General features: G+C 62.2%; 16 protein-coding genes and 1 tRNA gene. All 17 read right to left on the minus strand.

The features are described from left to right. Positions 1-5 precede the first annotated feature (5 nt). The 17 genes from CLU94_RS28525 to CLU94_RS06810 all read right to left on the minus strand — a co-directional run bounded on the left by CLU94_RS28525 (position 6) and on the right by CLU94_RS06810 (position 19,474). Positions 6-950 carry a glycosyltransferase family 2 protein gene (locus CLU94_RS28525; protein ID WP_218965277.1) on the minus strand — a complete coding sequence of 315 codons (945 nt, stop codon included), beginning with the start codon at positions 948-950 and terminating at the stop codon, positions 6-8. Then, complete coding sequence (locus tag CLU94_RS06735) at positions 950-2,368, minus strand: O-antigen ligase family protein (protein WP_099665077.1); 1,419 nt, start codon at positions 2,366-2,368, stop codon at positions 950-952. Before CLU94_RS06735 ends, CLU94_RS28525 begins: the two co-directional genes overlap by 1 nt. After that, complete coding sequence (locus tag CLU94_RS06740) at positions 2,361-3,899, minus strand: lipopolysaccharide biosynthesis protein (protein WP_099665078.1); 1,539 nt, start codon at positions 3,897-3,899, stop codon at positions 2,361-2,363. The genes CLU94_RS06735 and CLU94_RS06740 overlap by 8 nt, the downstream gene beginning before the upstream one ends. Positions 3,900-3,963: 64 nt before the next feature. Further along, positions 3,964-4,650 carry an exosortase-associated protein EpsI, B-type gene (gene epsI / locus CLU94_RS06745; RefSeq protein WP_099665079.1) on the minus strand — a complete coding sequence of 229 codons (687 nt, stop codon included), beginning with the start codon at positions 4,648-4,650 and terminating at the stop codon, positions 3,964-3,966. After that, on the minus strand, positions 4,647-5,555 hold the full coding sequence (xrtB, locus tag CLU94_RS06750; protein ID WP_218965278.1) for an exosortase B: 909 nt from the start codon (positions 5,553-5,555) through the stop codon (positions 4,647-4,649). The genes epsI and xrtB overlap by 4 nt, the downstream gene beginning before the upstream one ends. Further along, positions 5,555-6,433 carry a chain length determinant protein tyrosine kinase EpsG gene (gene epsG / locus CLU94_RS06755; RefSeq protein WP_077409017.1) on the minus strand — a complete coding sequence of 293 codons (879 nt, stop codon included), beginning with the start codon at positions 6,431-6,433 and terminating at the stop codon, positions 5,555-5,557. The genes xrtB and epsG overlap by 1 nt, the downstream gene beginning before the upstream one ends. A 13-nt stretch (positions 6,434-6,446) precedes the next feature. Then, the gene (epsF, locus tag CLU94_RS06760; RefSeq protein WP_077400960.1) at positions 6,447-7,844 is read right to left on the minus strand and encodes a chain length determinant protein EpsF; all 1,398 of its coding nucleotides are present in this window, start codon (positions 7,842-7,844) and stop codon (positions 6,447-6,449) included. A 41-nt stretch (positions 7,845-7,885) separates the two neighbouring features. Further along, entirely contained in the window at positions 7,886-8,674 is a 789-nt protein-coding gene (gene epsE, locus CLU94_RS06765) for a polysaccharide export protein EpsE (protein WP_077400957.1), read from the minus strand. Positions 8,675-8,730: 56 nt separating this feature from the next. Then, positions 8,731-9,669: an EpsD family peptidyl-prolyl cis-trans isomerase gene (locus tag CLU94_RS06770; protein ID WP_257218705.1), complete on the minus strand. Its 939-nt coding sequence runs from the start codon at positions 9,667-9,669 to the stop codon at positions 8,731-8,733. A gap of 527 nt (positions 9,670-10,196) precedes the next feature. Continuing rightward, positions 10,197-11,579 (minus strand): undecaprenyl-phosphate glucose phosphotransferase, encoded by a 1,383-nt coding sequence (locus CLU94_RS06775; protein ID WP_099665081.1) that lies wholly within the window; start codon positions 11,577-11,579, stop codon positions 10,197-10,199. A gap of 8 nt (positions 11,580-11,587) precedes the next feature. Next, positions 11,588-12,826, minus strand: coding sequence for an XrtB/PEP-CTERM-associated polysaccharide biosynthesis outer membrane protein EpsL (gene epsL / locus CLU94_RS06780; RefSeq protein WP_099665082.1), 1,239 nt, complete (start codon positions 12,824-12,826; stop codon positions 11,588-11,590). 40 nt (positions 12,827-12,866) lie between these two features. Beyond that, a complete protein-coding gene (locus CLU94_RS06785) occupies positions 12,867-13,529 on the minus strand; it encodes a CAAX prenyl protease-related protein (RefSeq protein ID WP_180278607.1) in 663 nt (220 codons plus the stop codon). A 176-nt stretch (positions 13,530-13,705) separates the two neighbouring features. After that, positions 13,706-15,598 (minus strand): ATP-binding cassette domain-containing protein, encoded by a 1,893-nt coding sequence (locus CLU94_RS06790; protein WP_077400945.1) that lies wholly within the window; start codon positions 15,596-15,598, stop codon positions 13,706-13,708. A gap of 172 nt (positions 15,599-15,770) precedes the next feature. After that, a tRNA-Arg gene (locus CLU94_RS06795) sits at positions 15,771-15,845 on the minus strand. 71 nt (positions 15,846-15,916) lie between these two features. Further along, entirely contained in the window at positions 15,917-16,984 is a 1,068-nt protein-coding gene (locus tag CLU94_RS06800) for a hypothetical protein (RefSeq protein WP_099665084.1), read from the minus strand. A gap of 8 nt (positions 16,985-16,992) precedes the next feature. Then, positions 16,993-18,360 carry an MBOAT family O-acyltransferase gene (locus CLU94_RS06805; protein WP_306558296.1) on the minus strand — a complete coding sequence of 456 codons (1,368 nt, stop codon included), beginning with the start codon at positions 18,358-18,360 and terminating at the stop codon, positions 16,993-16,995. Positions 18,361-18,700: 340 nt separating this feature from the next. Next, entirely contained in the window at positions 18,701-19,474 is a 774-nt protein-coding gene (locus CLU94_RS06810; RefSeq protein WP_257218706.1) for a PEP_CTERM-anchored TLD domain-containing protein, read from the minus strand. Positions 19,475-19,586: the final 112 nt, after the last annotated feature.

Genomic DNA, 19,586 nt, shown 5'->3' on the forward strand with positions numbered 1-19,586 from the left:
GCAGCTCAGCTATTAATGTGCGTTTCGCGCCACATTTGCCATTTGACGGCGAGCCGGGTCGGCAGCAAACAAGACAAGGCCAGGGCCACCCACCAGTGGCGCGACATGCCGCCGCCGGCGGCGCGGCGCAGCCCGGCCAGCGCTTCGCCGCGGCGGCCCCGCGCCAGCGCCGCGCGCGCCACGCTGACGCGCGCATCGGACACCAGCCGCAAGGCGGAACGGCGCGCCGGATTGGCCGCCGGCCAGGCCAGGGCGCGCCGTTCCAGCCGTTCGAACGTGGGCGCCAGCACATCGGCCGACTCGATCGCGCACAGGCTGCCGGCCACCTCGACACGGTAGGCCACCAGCTGTGCCGGCGTAAACACCAGGGTCAGGCGCTCGGCCAGCCGGAACCACAGATCCTGGTCCTCGCCAGCCGACTCGCCTTCCGGGAAGCATGGTTGCAAGGGCAACAAATCGCTGCGCCGGATGGCCACCGAATTCGTGCAGAAAAACGGTCCGCCACGGCGGCGGCGCTCGAAAAAGTCGTCGAGCAGGCGCGTCTCGCGCACGGCCCCGCCCTGGTAGCTGAGCGCCGCGGCGCGGCTGTCCGGTATGCGTTCGAAGCCGCAGGCGAAAAACGAGCCCGACGGATGGGCGCGCGCCATGCCGACCATGGTTTCCAGATACACGGGGCCATACCAGTCGTCCGCATCGAGAAAACAGATCAAGTCGCCGCGCGCTTCGAGGATGCCGCGGTTGCGCGCGCGCGAGACGCCGCCATTGGCCTGGCTGACGAGGCGCACGCGCGCATCGGCGCAAGCCCGCACGCGCTGCGCGCCATCATCGCTGGAACCGTCATCGACCACCACCACTTCCCAGTCGGCATGGGTTTGCGCCAGCACCGAGGCCAGCGCCGCTTCGATATACGGCCCCTTGTTATACAGGGGAACAATGACCGAGCACAGCATCAAGCCATCCCCGGCACGCGCACCTTGCGCGCCCTGACGGCCTGCTTGTCGGCCACCGGGAAATACGCCGTCACGATAATGAGCAGCAGCAAATGCGTCATCGCCTCGGCGGCAAAGCCCGTCAGCGACAGCGGCACTTCGCTGATCGAGCGGATGGCGATGAGAACGAACAAGGCCATCGACAAGCCCTGGCTGGCCCGCGCCGTGCGCGCGCACGCATACAGCAGCGCCATGGCATACAGCACCAGGCCGATGGCGCCGATGGTGCCGGCGCTGGCCAGGCTCTGGTAAAACTGGCTGTGCGCATGGGTGGCGTATGGCATGCCGATGCTGATGCGGAACGCGTCATCCCACAGCGGCAAGCCGTAGCCGAACACGGGATTCTTGTGCCATTCCTGCAGCGCCACCTGCCAGATCACGTCGCGGCCCGTCAAGCTGATCAAGTCGGAGCCTTCGCTGCTGGTGGCAAAGTGCGCCAGCTTGGCATCGATATTGCCAAACATCACATACAACATGCCAAGCGTACACAGCAGGATGAAGCAGAAGATGCCGACGATCGACAATTGCGGGCGGCGGTAATCGAACAGCCGCTCCTTGATCTGTTCGCGGAAACCGAAATAGGCGACGCAGGCAAAGCACAGGAAGCAGGCGATCCAGCTGGTTTTCGATTGCGCCAGCAGCAGGCTGCCCAGGCCCAGGCCCCAGGCGAACAAATTCAGCGGGCGCCAGCCATAGGGCTTGCGCCACAGGCACAACAGGAACACCACCACCATCGGTCCCAGGCTGTTGGCGTGATTGGCCAGGCCCGTATAGCGGATGCTGAGGAAGGGAATCAGGCCGTGGTAATTCCGGTTGACGACCATGTTCGGCTTCCAGGCAAACACGGCTGCGCTGAGCACCAGGAACAGCAAGGTGGCGTTGCGCATCGAGATGACGCTCAGGTCGACCTCCTTGTGCGTCATCAGCAAGGCCGCATAGCCGGCCAGGAACATGTACAGGTATTCATGCGACACATTGGTATGGCGCCCCAGCACGGCCGGACTGACGATATTGCTGAGGAAATACACGAACAGCGCCCAGAACAGCAGCATCGGTATCGGCTGCAGCTTGTCGCGCGTAGTCAGGCGGTGCAGAATGCGCTCGCCGCAGGCAAAGATCACGAACAGGGACGTGAGCCGGCCAAACCAGGAGCTGGCCGGGTGCCGCGCCAGCGCCTGCATGCCCATCTGGAGTTCATCGCCCGAGACATCGCGGTTCGACAGGATGGCCGCCACGGCGATCGACAAGAAGACCGGATAGAACACGTACGGCACCAGTCCCGTCTCGCGCTTGCTGCCCCAATGGATGCTCAAGGCGATCACGAACACCACCACCAGCGCGGCGACCACGGCAAACAGGCCAAACAGTATTTCACTCATGTAGTTCTCGCGTATCCAGTAAGTTGTCGCGCGCGCCACAGCGGGCGCGCAAATAGGAGACCACCCTGGCCGGCAGCGGCGGGCTGAAGCGGGCAAGCATGCCCACCGCGCGCGTGCCCAGCAGTTCAGGCCAGGCCAGCACGGCCAGCAGCAGGGTCAGGCCGCCGAACAGCGCGCCGCCCAGGAATGCCGGCAGCGGATGGCTGCCGCCCAGGCTGCCCAGCATGGCGCCGCCCCAGCTGCCGGCGGCGGCCAGCAAGCCCATGGCCAGGCCGCGCGCGGCCAGCGGCGCCAGATCGCCCGGCCCCACCTGCAGGCGCAGGCACGCCACCGTGCCCACCACCAGCGCCCGCGCCAGCAAGGTGCCGGCGGCGATCATGGCGACCACCGCCCCGCCATGCCCCGCCCACAGCACCAGCGCCGCACCGGCCAGCACGATCAGCGGCAGCTGCAGCAGGCTTTCCAAATGCTTGCCGCCCGTATTCCACAAGATCGGCGTCGACATGCCCCACGTGATGTACGCGGGCATGGCCAGCGCCAGGATGCTCAGCACGATGCCCGATTCTTGCCACACCTTGCCGTACAACACGCCGATCAAGTCCGGCGCCGTCATCGCCAGCAGCACGAACAGGGGCAGGATGATGATCCAGATGGTCGCCAGCACCGACAGATACGTGTCGCGCAGGCGCGGCAAGTCGTCCTGCAGCTTGGCGCCCGTGGCCAGGAAGGCCGGCTGCAAGGCGCTCAGGAACAGCGAGTTGGGCGTATTGGCCAGGTTGTAGCCGACCGCATACACGCCCACCGCGTGGGCATTCAGGAAGCGGCCCAGGAACACGCGGTCCATATTGTTCAGGCACCAGTTGCACAGATTCGTCACGAACACCGTCACGCCCACATTCGTCGAGCGCCGCGCGCCCTCGTACCACAGCAGCGGCTTGAGCGAGAAACGCGTGCGCGCATACGTCAGCACCAGCGCCGTGGATGCCTGTCCCAGCCAGGCGCACACGAGGGTCCACACGCCGGCGCCCGCATACGCGAGCGGCAAGCCCACCAGCAGGTAGCCGACGATGTAGCTGATCACCTGGATGATGTTGAGCCAGCGGAAATCGAGGGCGCGCCGCAGCAGGCTGCTGCCCGGCGCCGTCAGCGCATTCAGCAGGCAAGTCAGGCTCATCCAGGCGATCACGGGCGCGATGCGCGGTTCCTTGAAGTACGCGGCGATCCACGGCGCCATGAAAAACAGCAAGCTCATGGCCGCCAGGCCCGTCAGCGCCTGCCACGTCACCGTGAAGCGCACGTCTTCCTCGCTGAGCGTGCGGTTTTGCACCAGCCCCCAGGAAAAACCGAAATCGGCCAGAAAGTTGCTAAATGTCAGCACAATCAGTCCCATCGCAAACAAGCCGTAGTTTTCCGGCCCCAGCAGGCGCGCCAGCACCACTTGCGTGACCAGCTGCAGGCCAAACATGAGGACCGTGCCCATCGCCGCCCACTTGACGGCGCTGACGCTTTTCTTGTTGATGTCGCTGCTCATGATTCTCGCTGTCCGCCACGCCGTGCCGCGCCCGCCGGCGCTTTGTCATCGTTCAAGCCATGCCTCATCCGGGCGGCGCGCCGATCAGGCGGCTGCGCTGCGCTGCCGGCATGCTGGCCAGCAAGCCGGTGACGAAATCGGCCTGCAAGCGGTAGGCGCGCGGCAAATCCGTATCGATGCTCGACACGCGGAACAGCATGGCGTCGGCCACGGTGCCCGTCAGGCCATAGCGCAATTGCTCCAGGCGCTGCTGCATGCCCACCTTGCTGATCTTGTCGCCGATGGTGATCCAGTACGTGATGGGCTCGCTGCGGTTGCCATTCACGGCCAGCAAGCGCTTCACGGGCAGGCTGCCGTAGGCCGAGGCCAGCTCGCCGTATTCGTCGCGCTCGACCTGGAAACCCTGCGCCGCGTAGCACACTTCCGGCTTGTGCACGCCCATGTTGTCGCTCTGGTCGCCGCCGTACGCGATCGACAGCATCACCCGTTCGCCGTGCCCATTGATGTAGGTGCGCGACAAGGTCTGGTTGTAGATCTTGTTCAGACGCTCCTGGGTTTCCGGATCCACCTGCAGCGGCACGATGGAACTGTCGACGCGCCAGTCGCCGAACGCTTGCGGTATCGCCGCTTCCAGCGAAAAACTCGGGCGCTGGTCGGCCATCTTCACGCCCGGCGCCACGCCGTGGCTGAGGACGGCTGCGCCCAGCAGCAAGGCGCCCAGCAGCATATTCATGCGCAGTGCCGCGTTCATGTCGACGCTCCCACGGTTGGCGCGCGGCCCGCCTGGCGCTTGCGCACGATCCACTGCAGCAAGCTGTCGACACTGAGGATCAGCAGCAGCGCGGAAATGAACAGCACCATGCCGGCGAAGCCATGCAGGAAGCCCTGCCCGGCCGCGTCGCCGAAGTAATACGTGATCAGGGTCAGCACCATCACGCGGATGACATTGGCGGTAAAGGAAATCGGCACGATCAGCAGGGCCAGCACGATGTTGCGGAACGGCGAAGTATGCCGCACCAGGTTCAGGTAGAACAGGCCCAGCGCTTCAAGCGTCAGCAGGGTCTGCAAGCCGGCGCAGGCGTCGGCCACCAGCAGCTGGTACTGGCCGATCTGCAGGATCACGCCATTGCGGGCGATCGGATAGCCGGCCAGGAAAAGCAGATGTTCGGTCACATACGAAACCGCCATTTTCATCGGCATGGTCAGGGTCGTCACCAGCGGCAGCGGCAGCGGCACCATGAACAGCATGAAAAAGAAGGGAAACCACAGAATGCGCGCGGCAATCCAGCCGCGCTTGAGCAGCAGCAGGGCCAGGCCGGTGCCGATCAGGGCGAGGATTTCCAGCGACAGGATATGCTGCGAACGGCCCAGCACATACAGCAGCAGCGAAACGGCCAGCAGCGGCCAGCCGACGCGGGCCGGACGGGCGCCGGCGCTCTGCGCCAGCATCTCGGGCCATTTGCGGTAGATCAACCACAGCGACAGGGCCAGGATGATGGGGCCGTGCGCCTGCTCTTCGGTGGACCAGATGCCGCGGAACAGGCCGACCAGGCTGGGCGCGAGCATGGCCAGGAAACCCAGCGCCAGCGGCAGCCAGTCCGGCACGGCGGAGCGGCCGGCCTGCGCCGGCGGCATGGCGTGGCCTGGCGCAGCCATCAAAAGTCGACCATCACGGAACCGACCACCTGGGCGCCGCTATGCGTCATTTGCTCGGCCATGGCCGCCACTTCCGCCATCGGCGTCTTGTTCTTGCGCGCCACCAGCAGCACGCCGCCCGCACGCGCCGCCACGGCCAGCGCATCGGAACCGGTGGCATACGCCGGCACGTCGTACAGCACCACGTCGTAGCGGCTTTCCAGCTGCTTGTTGAGCGTGACGAAGGAGGTACGGCTGAGCAGTTCCTGCGGATTCGGCGGCAAGGTGCCGGCGGACAGCACCGACAGCGCGACAAACGATTCCACCTTGGCGATGATATCGAGTTCGGCGCGGCCGGCCAGCACGTCGGACAGGCCCTGGCGTGTCTTCAGGTCGAAGATTTCCTGCTGGCGCGGCGCGCGCAGGTTGGCGTCGACCAGCAAGGTGTGCTCGCCCAGCTGGGAAAACACCACGGCCAGGTTGGCCGCGAACAGACTGGCGCCGTCGCCCGGCTCCATGCCCAGCACCACCAGCGACTTGCTGCCGCGGGCGAACCAGCGCAGCATCAGCTGGCTGCGCACGGCGCGCAGGGTTTCCACCTGGTGGCTGAAAGGCTGGTAGGCGGCCACCAGTTCCTGCGGATACTTGCCGGCGCCCGGCTGCAGGTAGGGATAGTCGAACTGGCGCGCCAGCACTTGCTCGATATCGGCTTCCGTGATCAGGCCCAGGCGCAAGGCCGCTTCGCCGAAGCGGATGCCCAGTTCCTTTTGCATGCGCAGCACGCGTTCGGCGTTTTCCGGCGTGATCTTGCCCGATTCGAGCAACAGGCCGCCAATGCTGGAATCGGTGCCGCGCGCCAGCGGCGCAGTGGTATTGAGGAGGTGTGGACTTGAAGTCATGATAGGTTCCATCTCAGTTCAGGCGCAAACGGCGCGGCAGCATGCCGCGCATGCGACGCTGTTTAGGTTTCCAGTCGACCACGCCGAACACGGGAATCTGCAGCACTTCGCTCAGATCCTGGTCGGAACGGATACGGCGGTCCAGCAATTCGGCCAGCAGCGCGATGCCGCAGCCCAGCATGAGGCCGAGGAAGATCGACAGCAGCACGTTGCGGAGAATCTTCGGGCTGTCCGGCTCGATCGGCGCCGTGGCCGGATTGAGCATGGCGATATCGGACTGCTCCGCCTGGCCTTCGATGCGCGTCTGCGACAGGCGCTGCGAAGTCACGTCGAAGGCGCGCTGGGCGCTTTCCACATCCTTGCTCAGCACGCCCATTTCATCGCGCGTCCGGTTCAGTTCCAGCACCTTGGCTTTTTGCGCCGCCAGTGCGGCGCGGATCGCGCCTTCGCGCTGCTGCAGGATCTGCGCATTGTTGCCCACGCTTTGCGAGGTGGCGCGCGTCTGCTCGGCCAGGTCGCGGCGCAGCTTGTCCACTTCCGCCTTGGCGCTCTGGTATTGCGGGTGATTGCGGTCCAGGCGCTGGCCCAGTTCGGCCAGCTTGCCCTCGGCATTGCCCAGGCCCAGCTTCAGGCTCTGGATCAGCGGATTCGACGCGACGTCCGGCGATTCGGACAGGTTGCCGCCCTGCGCCATGCGCTGGCGCGAATTGGCTTCCATGGCCTGGCCCTGCGCCAGCACGAGTTGCGCCGACAGGTCGTTCAAGCGGTTCGATTCCACATCGAGGCGGTTGTCGACGCTGACGATGCCATTGTCCTGCTGGTATTTCGACAGGCGGCTTTGCGCGCGCTCAACGTTGTCACGCAGCAATTTGGTCTGGTCATCGAAGTACGTCGTCGCCTTGCGCATCGGGTCGACCTTCAGCTGGATGCTGACCTTTTGATACTGTTCCGCAAAGGCGTTCGACACGGCCGCGACGAATTGCGGGTCGGCGCCCTTGAAGCTGACATCGACCACGCTGCTTTCGCGCGACGGCATCACTTCGAGTTTCTTCAGCAGCAAGTCGGCCAGCCAGTCGCGCACCGTGCCCTTGCCTTGCGCCGCGTCATTGAACTGGGCGATCACGGCGGGGCTGCGCGCCAGTTCCAGCTGGTCGACGACGCGCAAGGCCACGTTCTTGCTGCCGATAATATCGACCTGGGTTGCCATGTAGCCAGGCAGCAATTGCCCCGGCATGGTCATGCCCGTCAGGGGATCGACGCCCTTGTAGTTCAGCAGCAGGGTGCTGGTGGCCTTGTAGGTCTTCGGCAGCACCAGGCTGACGCCCAGCGCCAGCGCCACGGTGATCATCAAGGTCAGCAGCACAATCTTCTTGCGCGCCCGAAGGATCAGCAATAGTTGGGTGAGGTTCATTTGGAAACTTTCAATACAAAAAGGTAGGGAGCCAGTTGCTCTTAGAACAGGCTTTCCTGGACATACACGACATCGTCGACGCGCAGCAGGTCGTCATGCTTGACCGACAATACTTCCATCTGGCCTTCCGCATTGCGGCGCTTGACGCGCACGCCCCGTTCGGTGCCGCGCAAGGTCAGGCCACCGCCCACGGACAGGGCTTGCAGCACGGTCATGTTGCGTTCCAGGCGGAAAGCGCCCGGACGCTGGACTTCGCCATAGATGTAGAAGCGCGGCGCGCGTTCCACGTAGATGATGTCGTTGCCGCCCACTTCCATGTCGCCCTTCAGGTCGCCGTTGCGCACGATGTCGAGAATGTCGGCCACGTCGCGCGTGGCAGTGCCGCCGCGCTTGCGGATCACGGTGATCTGGTCGGCGCCGTCAGGACTGACGCCGCCGGCCATGGCCAGCATGTCCATCACGCTGCGCTTGCCTTCCACCGGGTAGCGGCCCGGACGGTTGACCTGGCCCAGCACGGACGCCTGCTGGCTTTGCAGGCTGGTGACGATGATGTTGACTTGCGCCTTGCGCAGGAAGCCGCCGCTCTCGAGCAAGCCGCCCAGTTTCTTTTCCGCTGCCGACGTGGACAGGCCGCCGACGGCCACCGCGCCCACCAGCGGGAAGGTGATTTCCCCCGCTTCGCTCACGCGCGTCTCCAGGCCCAGGTCCGGGTTGCCGTAGACGGAGATTTTCAGCACGTCACCAGCCCCAAGGGGGACATCGGCTGCACCGGCCATGCCTGCGGCGAGGGCCAGAAAGGCCGCCATCATCCAGTTTGCGAGTCGTTTCATGATTACAGATTCCCGTTGGTAGATTGCTGATGTTTAACTACTTGTCGATAAGTCACTTATTTCAAGCCCGCCACGCCGCGCTCGTTGGCTTCATGCGCGCTGTTCGCCGGCGCCGCTGCCGCAGGTGCGCTGGCCGTAGCCGAGGCCGCAGCCGCTGCATCCTTGTTGAAATACTCGATCTTGGCGCTGGCGCGCAGACGCTTCAGTTCCGCTTCGGCCGCATCCTTGTTCTTCTTGTTGGCCAGGAACTGCTCGATTTGCGGCGCCGCCGCGTCCAGGCCCACCGGGCTGTCCTTGATATCGGCCAGCGCGATGAGCAGGCTGCGCTCGCCTTCGCGCACGATGAACAGCTGGCCCTTCGGCATCGATTGCAGTTTGCTGCTCAGTTCGGGCGCCAGGTCGGCGCTGGTGCGCGACACCTGGGTGCGGCCGAACGCGATCTTGTGCTCCTCCAGCCATTGCGCCACGTCTTCCAGCGACTTGGCGCGGTCCATGACGGCTTTGAGCTCATCGTTCAGCGCCGCCGTCGGGATGACCAGCTCGCGCAGATCGAATTGCTTGCGCTGGCTGAAGAACAGCGGATTTTTCGCGAAATACTCTTCCACTTCGGCCTTGCTCGGGCGGGTAGCCGCGCCGATGCGCTTTTGCATGTATGCCTGAGCAACGATCAGCGCCTTGGCGCGCTCGATGGCCTGCATGACTTTCGGATCGCGGTCGACCTTTTCCTTGGCCGCTTCGTTCTGCAGCAACTGGCGGTCGATCAGCGACTCGAGCAACTGCTTGCTGGCCGCGGCCTGCTGCGGCGCCTGCACGCCAGCGCGCTGCAACTCTTCATTCAACTGCAAGACGGTGATTTCTTCGCCGTTCACGCTGGCCAGCGCCTGGCCAGCCTTTTTTTCCTTGTTGCCGCAAGCGGACAGGCCAGCAGCGGCCAGCAGGACCAGGGCGGCGCACAACAAACGTGGCGCGGGGCGGGAGTGAATAAAATGATTCAAGCGTGCTCCTTCGGATGACAGGTATGACGGGGGTGGAAAATCCGGCGCAGTATAACGGGCCATGGCCAGGCTGCACTGCACGGATGCCCCGAAAAATAGTTATTCGTCAAATAATTAACAATATTGTAAACATAATACACATAATGCATGACGACAAGCAAAATATTTGCTTAAAAATCTACTAATGAGATATAAAAACAACTATTTCCACAGTCTACTTGATTGCAAAAAATTATGTATTGCGTGGTTCAGACCGACTTTAAAATCGATAGTTGGCGCGTGCCGTCCCGGACGGCTTCCCGTCAGGGTGACGCACGTCCGGCAGGGGCAAGGCCGGATACTGCTCACATCGTGAACCCTTTCCAAGAGGAAAGTAATGGCGCATGGCCGGCACGACTCGTGGCAAGGTGAGCGCGGAGTGGTCGCGTAATGCGCTGGTGCTCTATAGATGCTCCATTTTAACGCGTATTGACTCCGTGCAAAGTATATTCAAACGCTATTTTTTCCTGAGGGCAGCATACTGGCGCTCAATGGGCGTTCTCGCGCGCCAGCACCACTTTGACCGTGCGCGCGATAATCCACAGATCCAGCCACAGCGACCAGTTGCGCAGGTAATCGAGGTCGAAATGGATGCGCGCCTCCATCTTGTCGAGCGTTTCCGTCTCGCCCCGCAAACCGTTGACCTGGGCCCAGCCCGTAATGCCGGGCTTGACCTTGTGGCGCAGCATGTAGCCCTTGATCAGCTTGCGGTACTGCTCGTTGTGCACGACGGCATGGGGGCGCGGTCCGACGATGCTCATGCGGCCCTGCAGGACGTTGAGGAATTGCGGCAGCTCGTCGAGCGAACTGCGGCGCAGGAAGGCGCCGACGCGCGTCACGCGCTGGTCGTTCTTGGTGGCCTGCACCACCGTGTCGCCATCTTCGCCCACCGTCATGGAGCGGAACTTGTAGACGACGATTTCCTCGCCATACAGGCCATAGCGGCGCTGGCGGAAAATCACGGGGCCTTTCGAAGTGGTCTTGACGGCGATGGCGATGACCAGCATCACCGGCAGCAGCAGGATCTGGATCATCAGCCCCAGCACGATATCGCTGCCCCGCTTGACCATGCTGTTAAAGCCCGTGAACGGCGATTCGCGGATGGCGATGACGGGCATGCCGCCCACGTTGTCGAAACGCGCCTGCATCAGGTCGAAGATATAAATATCCGGCAGGAAATACACGGAAGCCGTCGTATCTTCGAGCTCGTCGAGCATCTTGCGGATGCGCGGCTGGGCCGAAATCGGCTGGCTGATGAAGATCATCTTGATGTTGTGTTCGCGCACGTAGGAGGCGATATCATCCATGCGCCCCAGCATGGGTTCGCGCATCTTTTCCGGCCAGCGGTCGTCCGTGCGGTCATCGAAAAAGCCGTGCACGTGCATGAACAGGTTGGCATTGCGCTCGACGGTGGCGGCAAACTTCAGGCTGGCGTCGTTGGCGCCGATGATGACCACCGAGCGCACTTCGCTGTCGCCGTCCGGGCGCAGGCTGAACCTGCGCCCGGCCAGGTGCCCGGCCAGCAGCACGAAGGGCGTGAGGACAAACCAGGCCAGCACCACTTCGGTATCGAAATGATAGGCCAGGCCCGTGGCCGAGCCCAGGAAGGTGAGAATCAGCGCGACGATGGTCCAGCCGACGAGGATATCGCGCGCATACGCCAGCATGCGGCCGCTGCGCCAGGTACGGTAGGGGTCGACATGCTGGTATACCGTCGATGAAATGAAGACGGCCAGTATCATCAGCACCAGCGTATAGCCGGTGAAGGTCGAACCCGACAACACCGTCATCAGGTACAGCAAGCCCATGATGATGATCGGGTCGAGAACGCGCTGGAAAAACGAAATCAGGGGTATATCATTGACAGTCATGTTGATCTTTAAAACTGTACGCTGCCATTGAAGGAAATGCCCTTGGCCCGGTAGCTGCCGCTATCGATGATGGCGACGCCTTCGCGCCGCTCGTGGAACACGCGCACGCCAAGCTGGATTTTCCGGTGCGGCGCATACGTCGCGCCCAGCGAGGCCGTGCGCGTGGTGTCGCGCCCGTCGCCGGGCAGCACCAGGCCGCTGACGGCCTCGAAATCGCGCCGTTCCTGGCGCAGCTGCGCATCCACGCGCACTTTCGACGTGGCCGTCCAGGTCGCGCCCAGGCTGGCGCCCGTGTTCAGGCTGCTCGTCACCAGCGAATTGTCGACGGAACCGAATTCGCGCCAGACGATGCCCGTGAAATTGACCTTGCCCAACGGCTTCCAGTACACGCTCAGCCGGCCATTCGTGCCGCTGGTATCGCGCCCGGACAGCAAGTTGTTGCGGTGGCGCACCCAGCCACCGAGGAATTCCATCTGCGTGATATCGCTGAAATCCCAGAGAACATTGGCCTTGATCTCGTCCTGGCTATAGCCGTTGCCGTACACACTGGCGTCGAACGCGCCGCGGTTCGGATACTTGCCATTCAGGTGGCGCAGCTGCACGCCGACGCGGCTATTGCTGCGCGCCAGGTAGTCGACGCCAAATTCCGTCGCGTCTTCCACCCAGTTGGAAAACGCCTGCGACGGCAAGTCATACGAGTAGCGGTCGCGCGACAGGCCGCCGCGCACGCGCCAGCTGGGGTGGAAGCGCCACGCGCCATTCACGTACTCGCGGCGCTGCGTGCGCAGATTGCGCACCGAGCTCTGGAAGTCGCTGAACGGCGTCAGGGTCTGCGAATAACTGGCGCCCACATGGCCTTCCAGGTGGTTGGCGATGTGCCATTCCAGGTCGGCCAGGTAATCCTTGCCGTCGTAGTCGAACTGGCTGAAGCGGTTGAAGCTCACCTTCGACCACTTGGCCTGGCCCGTCAGTATCTGGCGGCCGATGGGACGGTTGAACAGGAAGCCCGCCTGCAGCATCCTCGACGTATCCGAACGGGGGCCGGAAAAACCCCGCACATCGTCCGGCAGGCGCATCAGGTTGTCGTCGTACGAATAGGACGTGGCAACGAAGGGCTTGATGGTGTCGCTGATATCGGCCACGGCGGCGCCGCTGGCCAGGGTGCCCAAGAGTAACAGAGCAACCGGCAAACGCGGGCTGGCCATGAAGGCGGCGGCAACGGCTTTTTTACGCAAGGAATTCAACATGGATTTTGTCTTTGAAAGATCACACAGTTGATAGGCAATACTACCAGTAAATCCAGTGCCCACCAGAAATAATCCAGAGGCCCAGCACGCCGTTCGTCACGCCGTGCGCGAGGATGGGCGACCACAGGGACTGGCTACGCATGTACAACAAACTATAGACCGCACCGGCCACCATGCCGGCCAGCCATAAATTATGCTCAAAGCCAAACAGCAACACGCTGATGCCGAAGGCCTTGGCGCTGGCTAGGCGCGGATCGGCCCGCAAAAAGTCCGGCTTGTCGATCCAGCGCAGCAGGAAGGAGCGCCAGAACAGCTCTTCCATCACGGGCACCACCAGCGCCGCGCCGGCGATGCGCAGCACCACCAGGCTCCACTCGATGCGGCCATCGGTGCGAGGGTCGAAACCGTCCGGCTTGCCGATGCTCATCCAGCTGGCGTCGAGATTGATCCACAGCAAAAAAACAACAACACCGCCTGCCAGCGCCCCGAGAATGGCACGCGCGCCCAACGGCGTCCACCGCAATTCCGTGTAACTGCGGCGCCAGTACAACAACAAGCCCAGCACGACGCCGATCTTGACGACATACAGCCAGCGCAAGTCCTGCGCGGCAACGCCCAGGCGGCCGAGCATGTCGGCAATGGCAATGAAGGAGAGATAGGCCAGGAATGGCGCTACCCGGGGCAAGGCGGCGCGGTCAAACATGCTGCCACGCATCGGAGGAGGAGCTGCGCGCCGGACGCGGTGGTCCGGCGCGCATGTTTTTCATGACAAACATGCATCCCCCGATGTAATAAATATAATTATATAATTATATCAAGCAGAACCGTTGCCGTGGCAAATAATCCTGACTTAATTACAACAGGGTATGCAAAAAAGCATCAGCTATTCGCGCGCGCCTCGATCTGCTCCCACTTTTCCAGCGCTTCCAGCAGTTCGCCTTCGATCTCGGCCACGCGCGCATTCAGGCGCTTGCCTTCGGCTGGCGTCTTCTTGTAGAAGTCCGGATGCGACAGTTCGGCGGCCAGCACCGATTGCTCGTCTTCCAGCTTGGCGATCAGTTTCGGCAACTCTTCCAGCTCGCGCTGTTCCTTGTAGCTGAGCTTTTTCTGCTTGGCGGCCGGCGCGGCAGCCTCGACCTTCACGGCCGGCTTGCTGGCTGGCGCCGTGGCGATCGGCAAGGTGCGCACGCGCTCCCAGTCCGTGTAGCCGCCGACGAATTCGCGCCACTTGCCCTCGCCTTCGGCGACGATCACCTGCGTGACCACGTTGTCGAGGAAGGTACGGTCATGGCTGACGAGGAAGACGGTGCCTGTGTATTCTTCCAGCAACTCTTCCAGCAATTCCAGGGTATCGATATCCAGGTCATTGGTCGGTTCATCGAGCACCAGCACGTTGGCCGGCTTGGCGAACAGACGCGCCAGCAGCAAACGGTTGCGCTCGCCGCCGGACAGCGACTTGACGGGCGAACGGGCGCGTTCCGGCGCGAACAGGAAGTCGTTCAGGTACGTCATCACGTGGCGGCGCTGGCCGTTGATCTCGACCCAGTCGCTGCCCGGCGCGATGGTTTCCATCAGGTTCGCCTCTTCGTTCAGCTGCGTGCGCATCTGGTCGAAATACGCCACTTGCAGCTTGGTACCCAGGCGGATGGTGCCCGTGTCCGACTGCTCTTCGCCGAGGATCATCTTCAGCAGGGTGGTCTTGCCGGCGCCGTTGGCGCCGATCAGGCCGACCTTGTCGCCGCGCAAGATGGTGGCGCTGAAATCCTTGACAATGACCTTGTCGCCGTAAATCTTGGAGACGTTTTCCAGGTCCGCCACGATCTTGCCCGAGCGTTCGCCGGCCGAGACGTCCAGCTTGACTTGTCCCTGCTGTTCACGGCGCGCATTGCGCGTCAGGCGCAGCGCTTCCAGGCGGCGCACGCGGCCTTCGTCGCGCACGCGGCGGGCCTTGACACCCTTGCGTATCCACACTTCTTCCTGCGCCAGGAACTTGTCGAACTTGGCGTTTTCCACTTCTTCGATTTCCAGCTGCTCCGCCTTGCGCACTTGATACGCCGTGAAGTTGCCCGGATACGACAGCAAACGGCCGCGGTCGAGCTCGATGATGCGCGTGGCAACGTTGTCGAGGAAGGAGCGGTCATGGGTAATGAACAGCACGCTGCCCTTGAAGTCGCGCAACAAGCCTTCCAGCCACAGGATGGAACTGAAGTCCAGATGGTTGGTGGGCTCATCGAGCAGCAGCACGTCGGGCGCCGACACCAGCGCGCGCGCCAGGGCCACGCGCTTCTGCATCCCGCCGGACAGGGTTTTCATGGCCATGTCGCCCGTCAAGTTCAGACGGTCGAGTACGGTTTCCACCTTGTTCGGCAAGCTCCACGCATCGGCCGCATCGAGTTTGACCTGGATGTCGTGCATGCGTTCCATCAGTTCGTCGTCATTGCCCTGGCCAAACTGGCCCGTCAACGCATCGTATTCCTTCAGCCACGCCTGCGATTCGCCCATGCCGGACGCGACGGCGTCGAACACGGACATTTCCGGGTCGAATTGCGGTTCCTGCTCCACATACGCGATCTTGATGCCTTGTTGCATTACCAACAAGCCGTCATCGAGCTTGAACTTGCCCGAAATAACCTTCAACAGCGACGATTTACCCGTGCCGTTGCGGCCGATCAAGCCGACCCGCTCCGAGGTTTCCAGTGAAAATTCCGCGTGATCGAGCAGCGCGACGTGACCGAACGCAAGTTGCGCCGATGAAAGAGAAATGACAGCCATAATGAGTAAGAGTGCTCGGGCGCCGTCTCGCGCACACCGCGTGGTGTGCAAAACAGCCGCCGATTGGATGAATGAAGCACGCATTGTACCGATAACTCGGACTTCAATCGCCATCGACCAGTAATTACCGCCTGGATGATCACAGGCTGCCGACGCGCGTTGCGTGGAAACGTGGTGTCGCCAGCAGGAATCGAACCTGCATTTAAGTCTTAGGAGGACCTTGTACTATCCATTGTACGATGGCGACACGCGCAGCGGCATTATACAGGCTAGTTCCTGCCATTGACAGTCCGGCAGCACGTGCGTGGGGCCGGCGCCTCAGTGCCCTGCCACCTGGCGCAATGGCGCCGGCAACGCAGGCGATGCCGAAGGCAACAAGGGCAGGATTTGCTGCGCCGCCAGATCGTGCGCCACCGGGTTCCAGTGGCCGTCCATCGGCAGAAAATCCATGCGCTCGCGCTGTTGCGCCCAATGGCGCGCGAATACCGGCTGCATGTCCACCACCTGATGGCCGTGTCGCAGGGCCGTCTGGATGAAAAATGCGCGATCGCCCGCTTTCCAGTTCGGTACCGCCTTCTGCGGCGCGTACAGCATGTTCCGGTCCGCGTCGACCAGGAAGATAAAGCGCGTATCGCCAGCGCCGCCCAGCGCGCGCAATTGCGTCATGTAGTACTCGAGCGCGGCGGCGCGGCGTGCATCAGGTGCGCTGGCGGCCGGCGCCTGCGCCGCGGCAGGAGGACTGCGGCGCAACTGGCTCATCAACCAGTCAGGAAATTTCAAGTTGTAATAGATGTAACGGGCCAGGGCCGAATAGGCGACCAGCCGCTTGGCCTTGGACTCGACATAGGGAACATGCACCATCCTGATATCGTTCCCTTCGCTGACAAACATGCTATGGCCCCGCTGCGCCGGCGCCAGGATGTCCTGCATGTCCATCGGCTCGACAAACATCACCACCGTGCGCGGATGCAGCTGTGCACGCGTATGACGGAACACTTCCAGCGCGTCGGCAAAGCCGTTGCCCGAGGCAGAGGCGGCATACACGCCGCCGCCCAGGGCTTGACTCAGCCGGCCTTGCAGGGTTTCCGGGTATTCCAGCATCAGGCTTTCGATAAAGCTGTCGCCGATGACAAGCACGGCCGCGCCATCCTTGAAATCGGGGGAATTGGTAAAGCCCTGCCGATTCGTGCGGCCATGCCGGGCATTCGCCAGGGCCCAGCCGTGCGAATACACGTAGTCCTGCTGCGGCAGATAACGGGCATACGGGCGCTGCTCGCTGCTCTGCTCCATGCGCAATCCGGACACCACCGGCATGCATTGCAGGAACGCTTCCAACGCCAGTGCCGTGACCAGCACACCCAGGCCTATCGCAAATATGGAGCGCATATGATTTGTCAGAAATTAAAGTACAAGAATTCAGAAACGCCACGCGTCTCGCTAATTGCCAGCAAGACCAGGCAAAGCATCAACATGGCCCCCAGCAAGACGCTGCCCCGGCCACTGTCCAGGCGCTGCTCCGTCGACAGGCGCAAGCCTCGCCCCAGCAGCTCATACACATTCGGCAGGAAGAAAACGATGGCGGCGCAGACGCCCAGCCACCACAGGCAGGAACTCAGCTGCATGATGCGGTTCACGCCCAGCATGCTTTCCCGCATGGCGGGCGTCAGCGTGCCGCCGCCCATGGCTTGCAGCACGTCCAGCGCCACCTCGAGGGAACTGGCGCGAAAAAACACCCAGGCCAGCACCACGGCAAAAAAAGTCGCCAGTGCGCCGCCGGCCCGTATCGCCAGGTTGCTGCGCTGGCCCAGCAGATGGCGCAAAGCATGGTTGACGATCAGATAAGCGCCGTGCAAGCAGCCCCAGACCACAAAGGTCCAGTTGGCGCCGTGCCACAGTCCGCCCAGCAGCATCGTGATCAGGAGGTTGCGGTAACGCAAGAATCCGCCCTTGCGGTTCCCGCCCAGGGGGATATACAGATAATCGCGCAGGAAATTGGACAGCGTGATGTGCCAGCGGCGCCAGAAATCGATGATGGAGGTCGCCTTGTATGGCGAGAGAAAGTTAATCGGCAAGATAATGCCGAACATATAGGACAAGCCATACGCCATGTCGCAATAGGCCGAAAAGTCGAAATACAGCTGGAACGTATAGGCCAGCGCACCGGCCCATGCCTCCAGCATGCTCAAATGGGCGTGATGGAGGTCGAAGACGGGTGCGACGTAGCGCGCGATGCCATCGGCCAAAATGACTTTCTTGAACAGGCCAATCGTGAAGAATGCAAGGCCGACGATCAGGCGCCCGCGGCTGAAGACATGCGATTCGGCCTGCACGAACTGCGGCATCATCTCCTTGTGATGCAGAATCGGACCGGCGATCAGGTGCGGAAAGTAGGTGACGAACAGACCATAGCTTTCTGGCTGGTAATCCTTGACCTTGCCCGCGTGGCAATCGACCAGGTAGGCGATTTGCGTGAAGGTGAAAAACGAGATGCCGATCGGCAGGGTAATCCCCAGCGGCTGGAATGTCGCCCCCGTCAGGGTGGCAATATTGCTGATAAAAAAATCAAAATACTTGAAAAACACCAGCAGCGACAAATTGAAGGCGAGTCCGAGCCACAGCCAGTGCTTTGCCTCGCGCTTGCGGCCCGTCTCTTGACGTTTCGAGACGACTCGGCCAATGCTGAAGTTGCAGCAGATTGACAGCAGCAGCAGCGGCAGGTAGGCGACATCCCAGTAACTATAGAATGCAAGCGATGCCAGCAACAGGAAAATTATGGATAGCCGCAGCGAGTATTTTGACAGGAGAAAGTATCCCAGCAACGCCAACGGCAAGAACACCAGAAAGAACGGAAATGAATTAAATAACACGGTGCAATTCCAAAAAGTTGCTTATACGTAACGCGTTGGCAGCCAGCAATGGCAAGTTTATGCTTTTAACGCTGAGTTTTGTTTATTATTATTCTGAACATGGTGACGAGACGAACTCATGCCCGCACAACGTGCGGGCATGCGCCGGACAGTCACGGCCAGGCGCGCCGTCGCCGTCAGCCATTCCTGCACACCATTTCCCGCCACGCTGCCGAACCCGTACCAGCGCCCTGCCTTATTTGACACCCATGGTGGCAAACGGCGGCACGCTGAATTTCCTGCGCCGCGCGACGCCTGCACCAACCAGCAACAAGCCGGCCAGCATGAGTTGCAACATCGCGGGCTCGGGCACGGCGCTGACGCTAAATACTTGCATGGCGCCAAACGTGACGTTCGGATAGGAGCCATACGGCGCGCCATCGAGCAAGCTTGCGCCAAAGATGCCATTGACCGGGTCGATGTACGAGTAGCGCGAAGAAATGCCATTGGTGCTCAGGTCCGCCGACATGCCCAGGTCGGCGCCGATGCCGAACGTGGGGCCGGCGTCGATATCATTGAAGGTTTGATACGCCCCCACCGAGTCCAGCGCATAGGTTTTCGGCGTCTGCCGGAAATACTGGCCCGACGTCAGGTTGAAGATGAAGGCCGTGCGGTCGCGGTCTTCCGGCGTCATGTTGTAGGTACCCGACGAATTCCAGCTTTGCGGGTTGTAGCCGCCCACCAGCCAGGTCTGGCCGGCGGCGTTGCTCGCCTGCATCACGGAAAACGTGCGTCCCTTGCCGTCGGCGGCCAGGTGGAAGTCGCGCGAAGTGTCGCCCGCCGACTTCGTATAGATGGCCGTCAGCGCCAGCGGCCCTTCGCCCAGCCAGGCGGACAGCTGTGCTTCCTGCGCGCCGTTGAGCAAGGATTGCGCCGAGGCGACAGGAACGCTGCCGATGCACAGCAGGGCACCGGCGAGCAAGGTGACGGGCCGCACCGCCTTGATTTTCAGCATGATTTGTTGTTGCATCGCTCCCCCTGTATATATGCCGTGAATTTTCAGCATATCAATATAGCACAGGGTGATATATTAATTGCATTAATTTATTTCAATTGAAATGCAGTTAAGGCAATAGTTTATT

It is taken from the genome of Janthinobacterium sp. 13, assembly GCF_002749695.1.
GTDB lineage: Bacteria > Pseudomonadota > Gammaproteobacteria > Burkholderiales > Burkholderiaceae_D > Janthinobacterium > Janthinobacterium kumbetense.

Coding starts and splice junctions, on each gene's coding strand:
- CLU94_RS06735 (WP_099665077.1), bottom strand. CDS start 2,368: ATGAGTGAAATACTGTTTGGCCTGTTTGCCGTGGTCGCCGCGCTGGTG.
- epsI (WP_099665079.1), bottom strand. CDS start 4,650: ATGAACGCGGCACTGCGCATGAATATGCTGCTGGGCGCCTTGCTGCTG.
- epsG (WP_077409017.1), bottom strand. CDS start 6,433: ATGACTTCAAGTCCACACCTCCTCAATACCACTGCGCCGCTGGCGCGC.
- CLU94_RS06740 (WP_099665078.1), bottom strand. CDS start 3,899: ATGAGCAGCGACATCAACAAGAAAAGCGTCAGCGCCGTCAAGTGGGCG.
- epsF (WP_077400960.1), bottom strand. CDS start 7,844: ATGAACCTCACCCAACTATTGCTGATCCTTCGGGCGCGCAAGAAGATT.
- CLU94_RS06775 (WP_099665081.1), bottom strand. CDS start 11,579: ATGACTGTCAATGATATACCCCTGATTTCGTTTTTCCAGCGCGTTCTC.
- epsL (WP_099665082.1), bottom strand. CDS start 12,826: ATGTTGAATTCCTTGCGTAAAAAAGCCGTTGCCGCCGCCTTCATGGCC.
- CLU94_RS06800 (WP_099665084.1), bottom strand. CDS start 16,984: ATGCGCTCCATATTTGCGATAGGCCTGGGTGTGCTGGTCACGGCACTG.
- CLU94_RS28525 (WP_218965277.1), bottom strand. CDS start 950: ATGCTGTGCTCGGTCATTGTTCCCCTGTATAACAAGGGGCCGTATATC.
- CLU94_RS06785 (WP_180278607.1), bottom strand. CDS start 13,529: ATGTTTGACCGCGCCGCCTTGCCCCGGGTAGCGCCATTCCTGGCCTAT.
- epsE (WP_077400957.1), bottom strand. CDS start 8,674: ATGAAACGACTCGCAAACTGGATGATGGCGGCCTTTCTGGCCCTCGCC.
- CLU94_RS06810 (WP_257218706.1), bottom strand. CDS start 19,474: ATGCAACAACAAATCATGCTGAAAATCAAGGCGGTGCGGCCCGTCACC.
- CLU94_RS06790 (WP_077400945.1), bottom strand. CDS start 15,598: ATGGCTGTCATTTCTCTTTCATCGGCGCAACTTGCGTTCGGTCACGTC.
- xrtB (WP_218965278.1), bottom strand. CDS start 5,555: ATGGCTGCGCCAGGCCACGCCATGCCGCCGGCGCAGGCCGGCCGCTCC.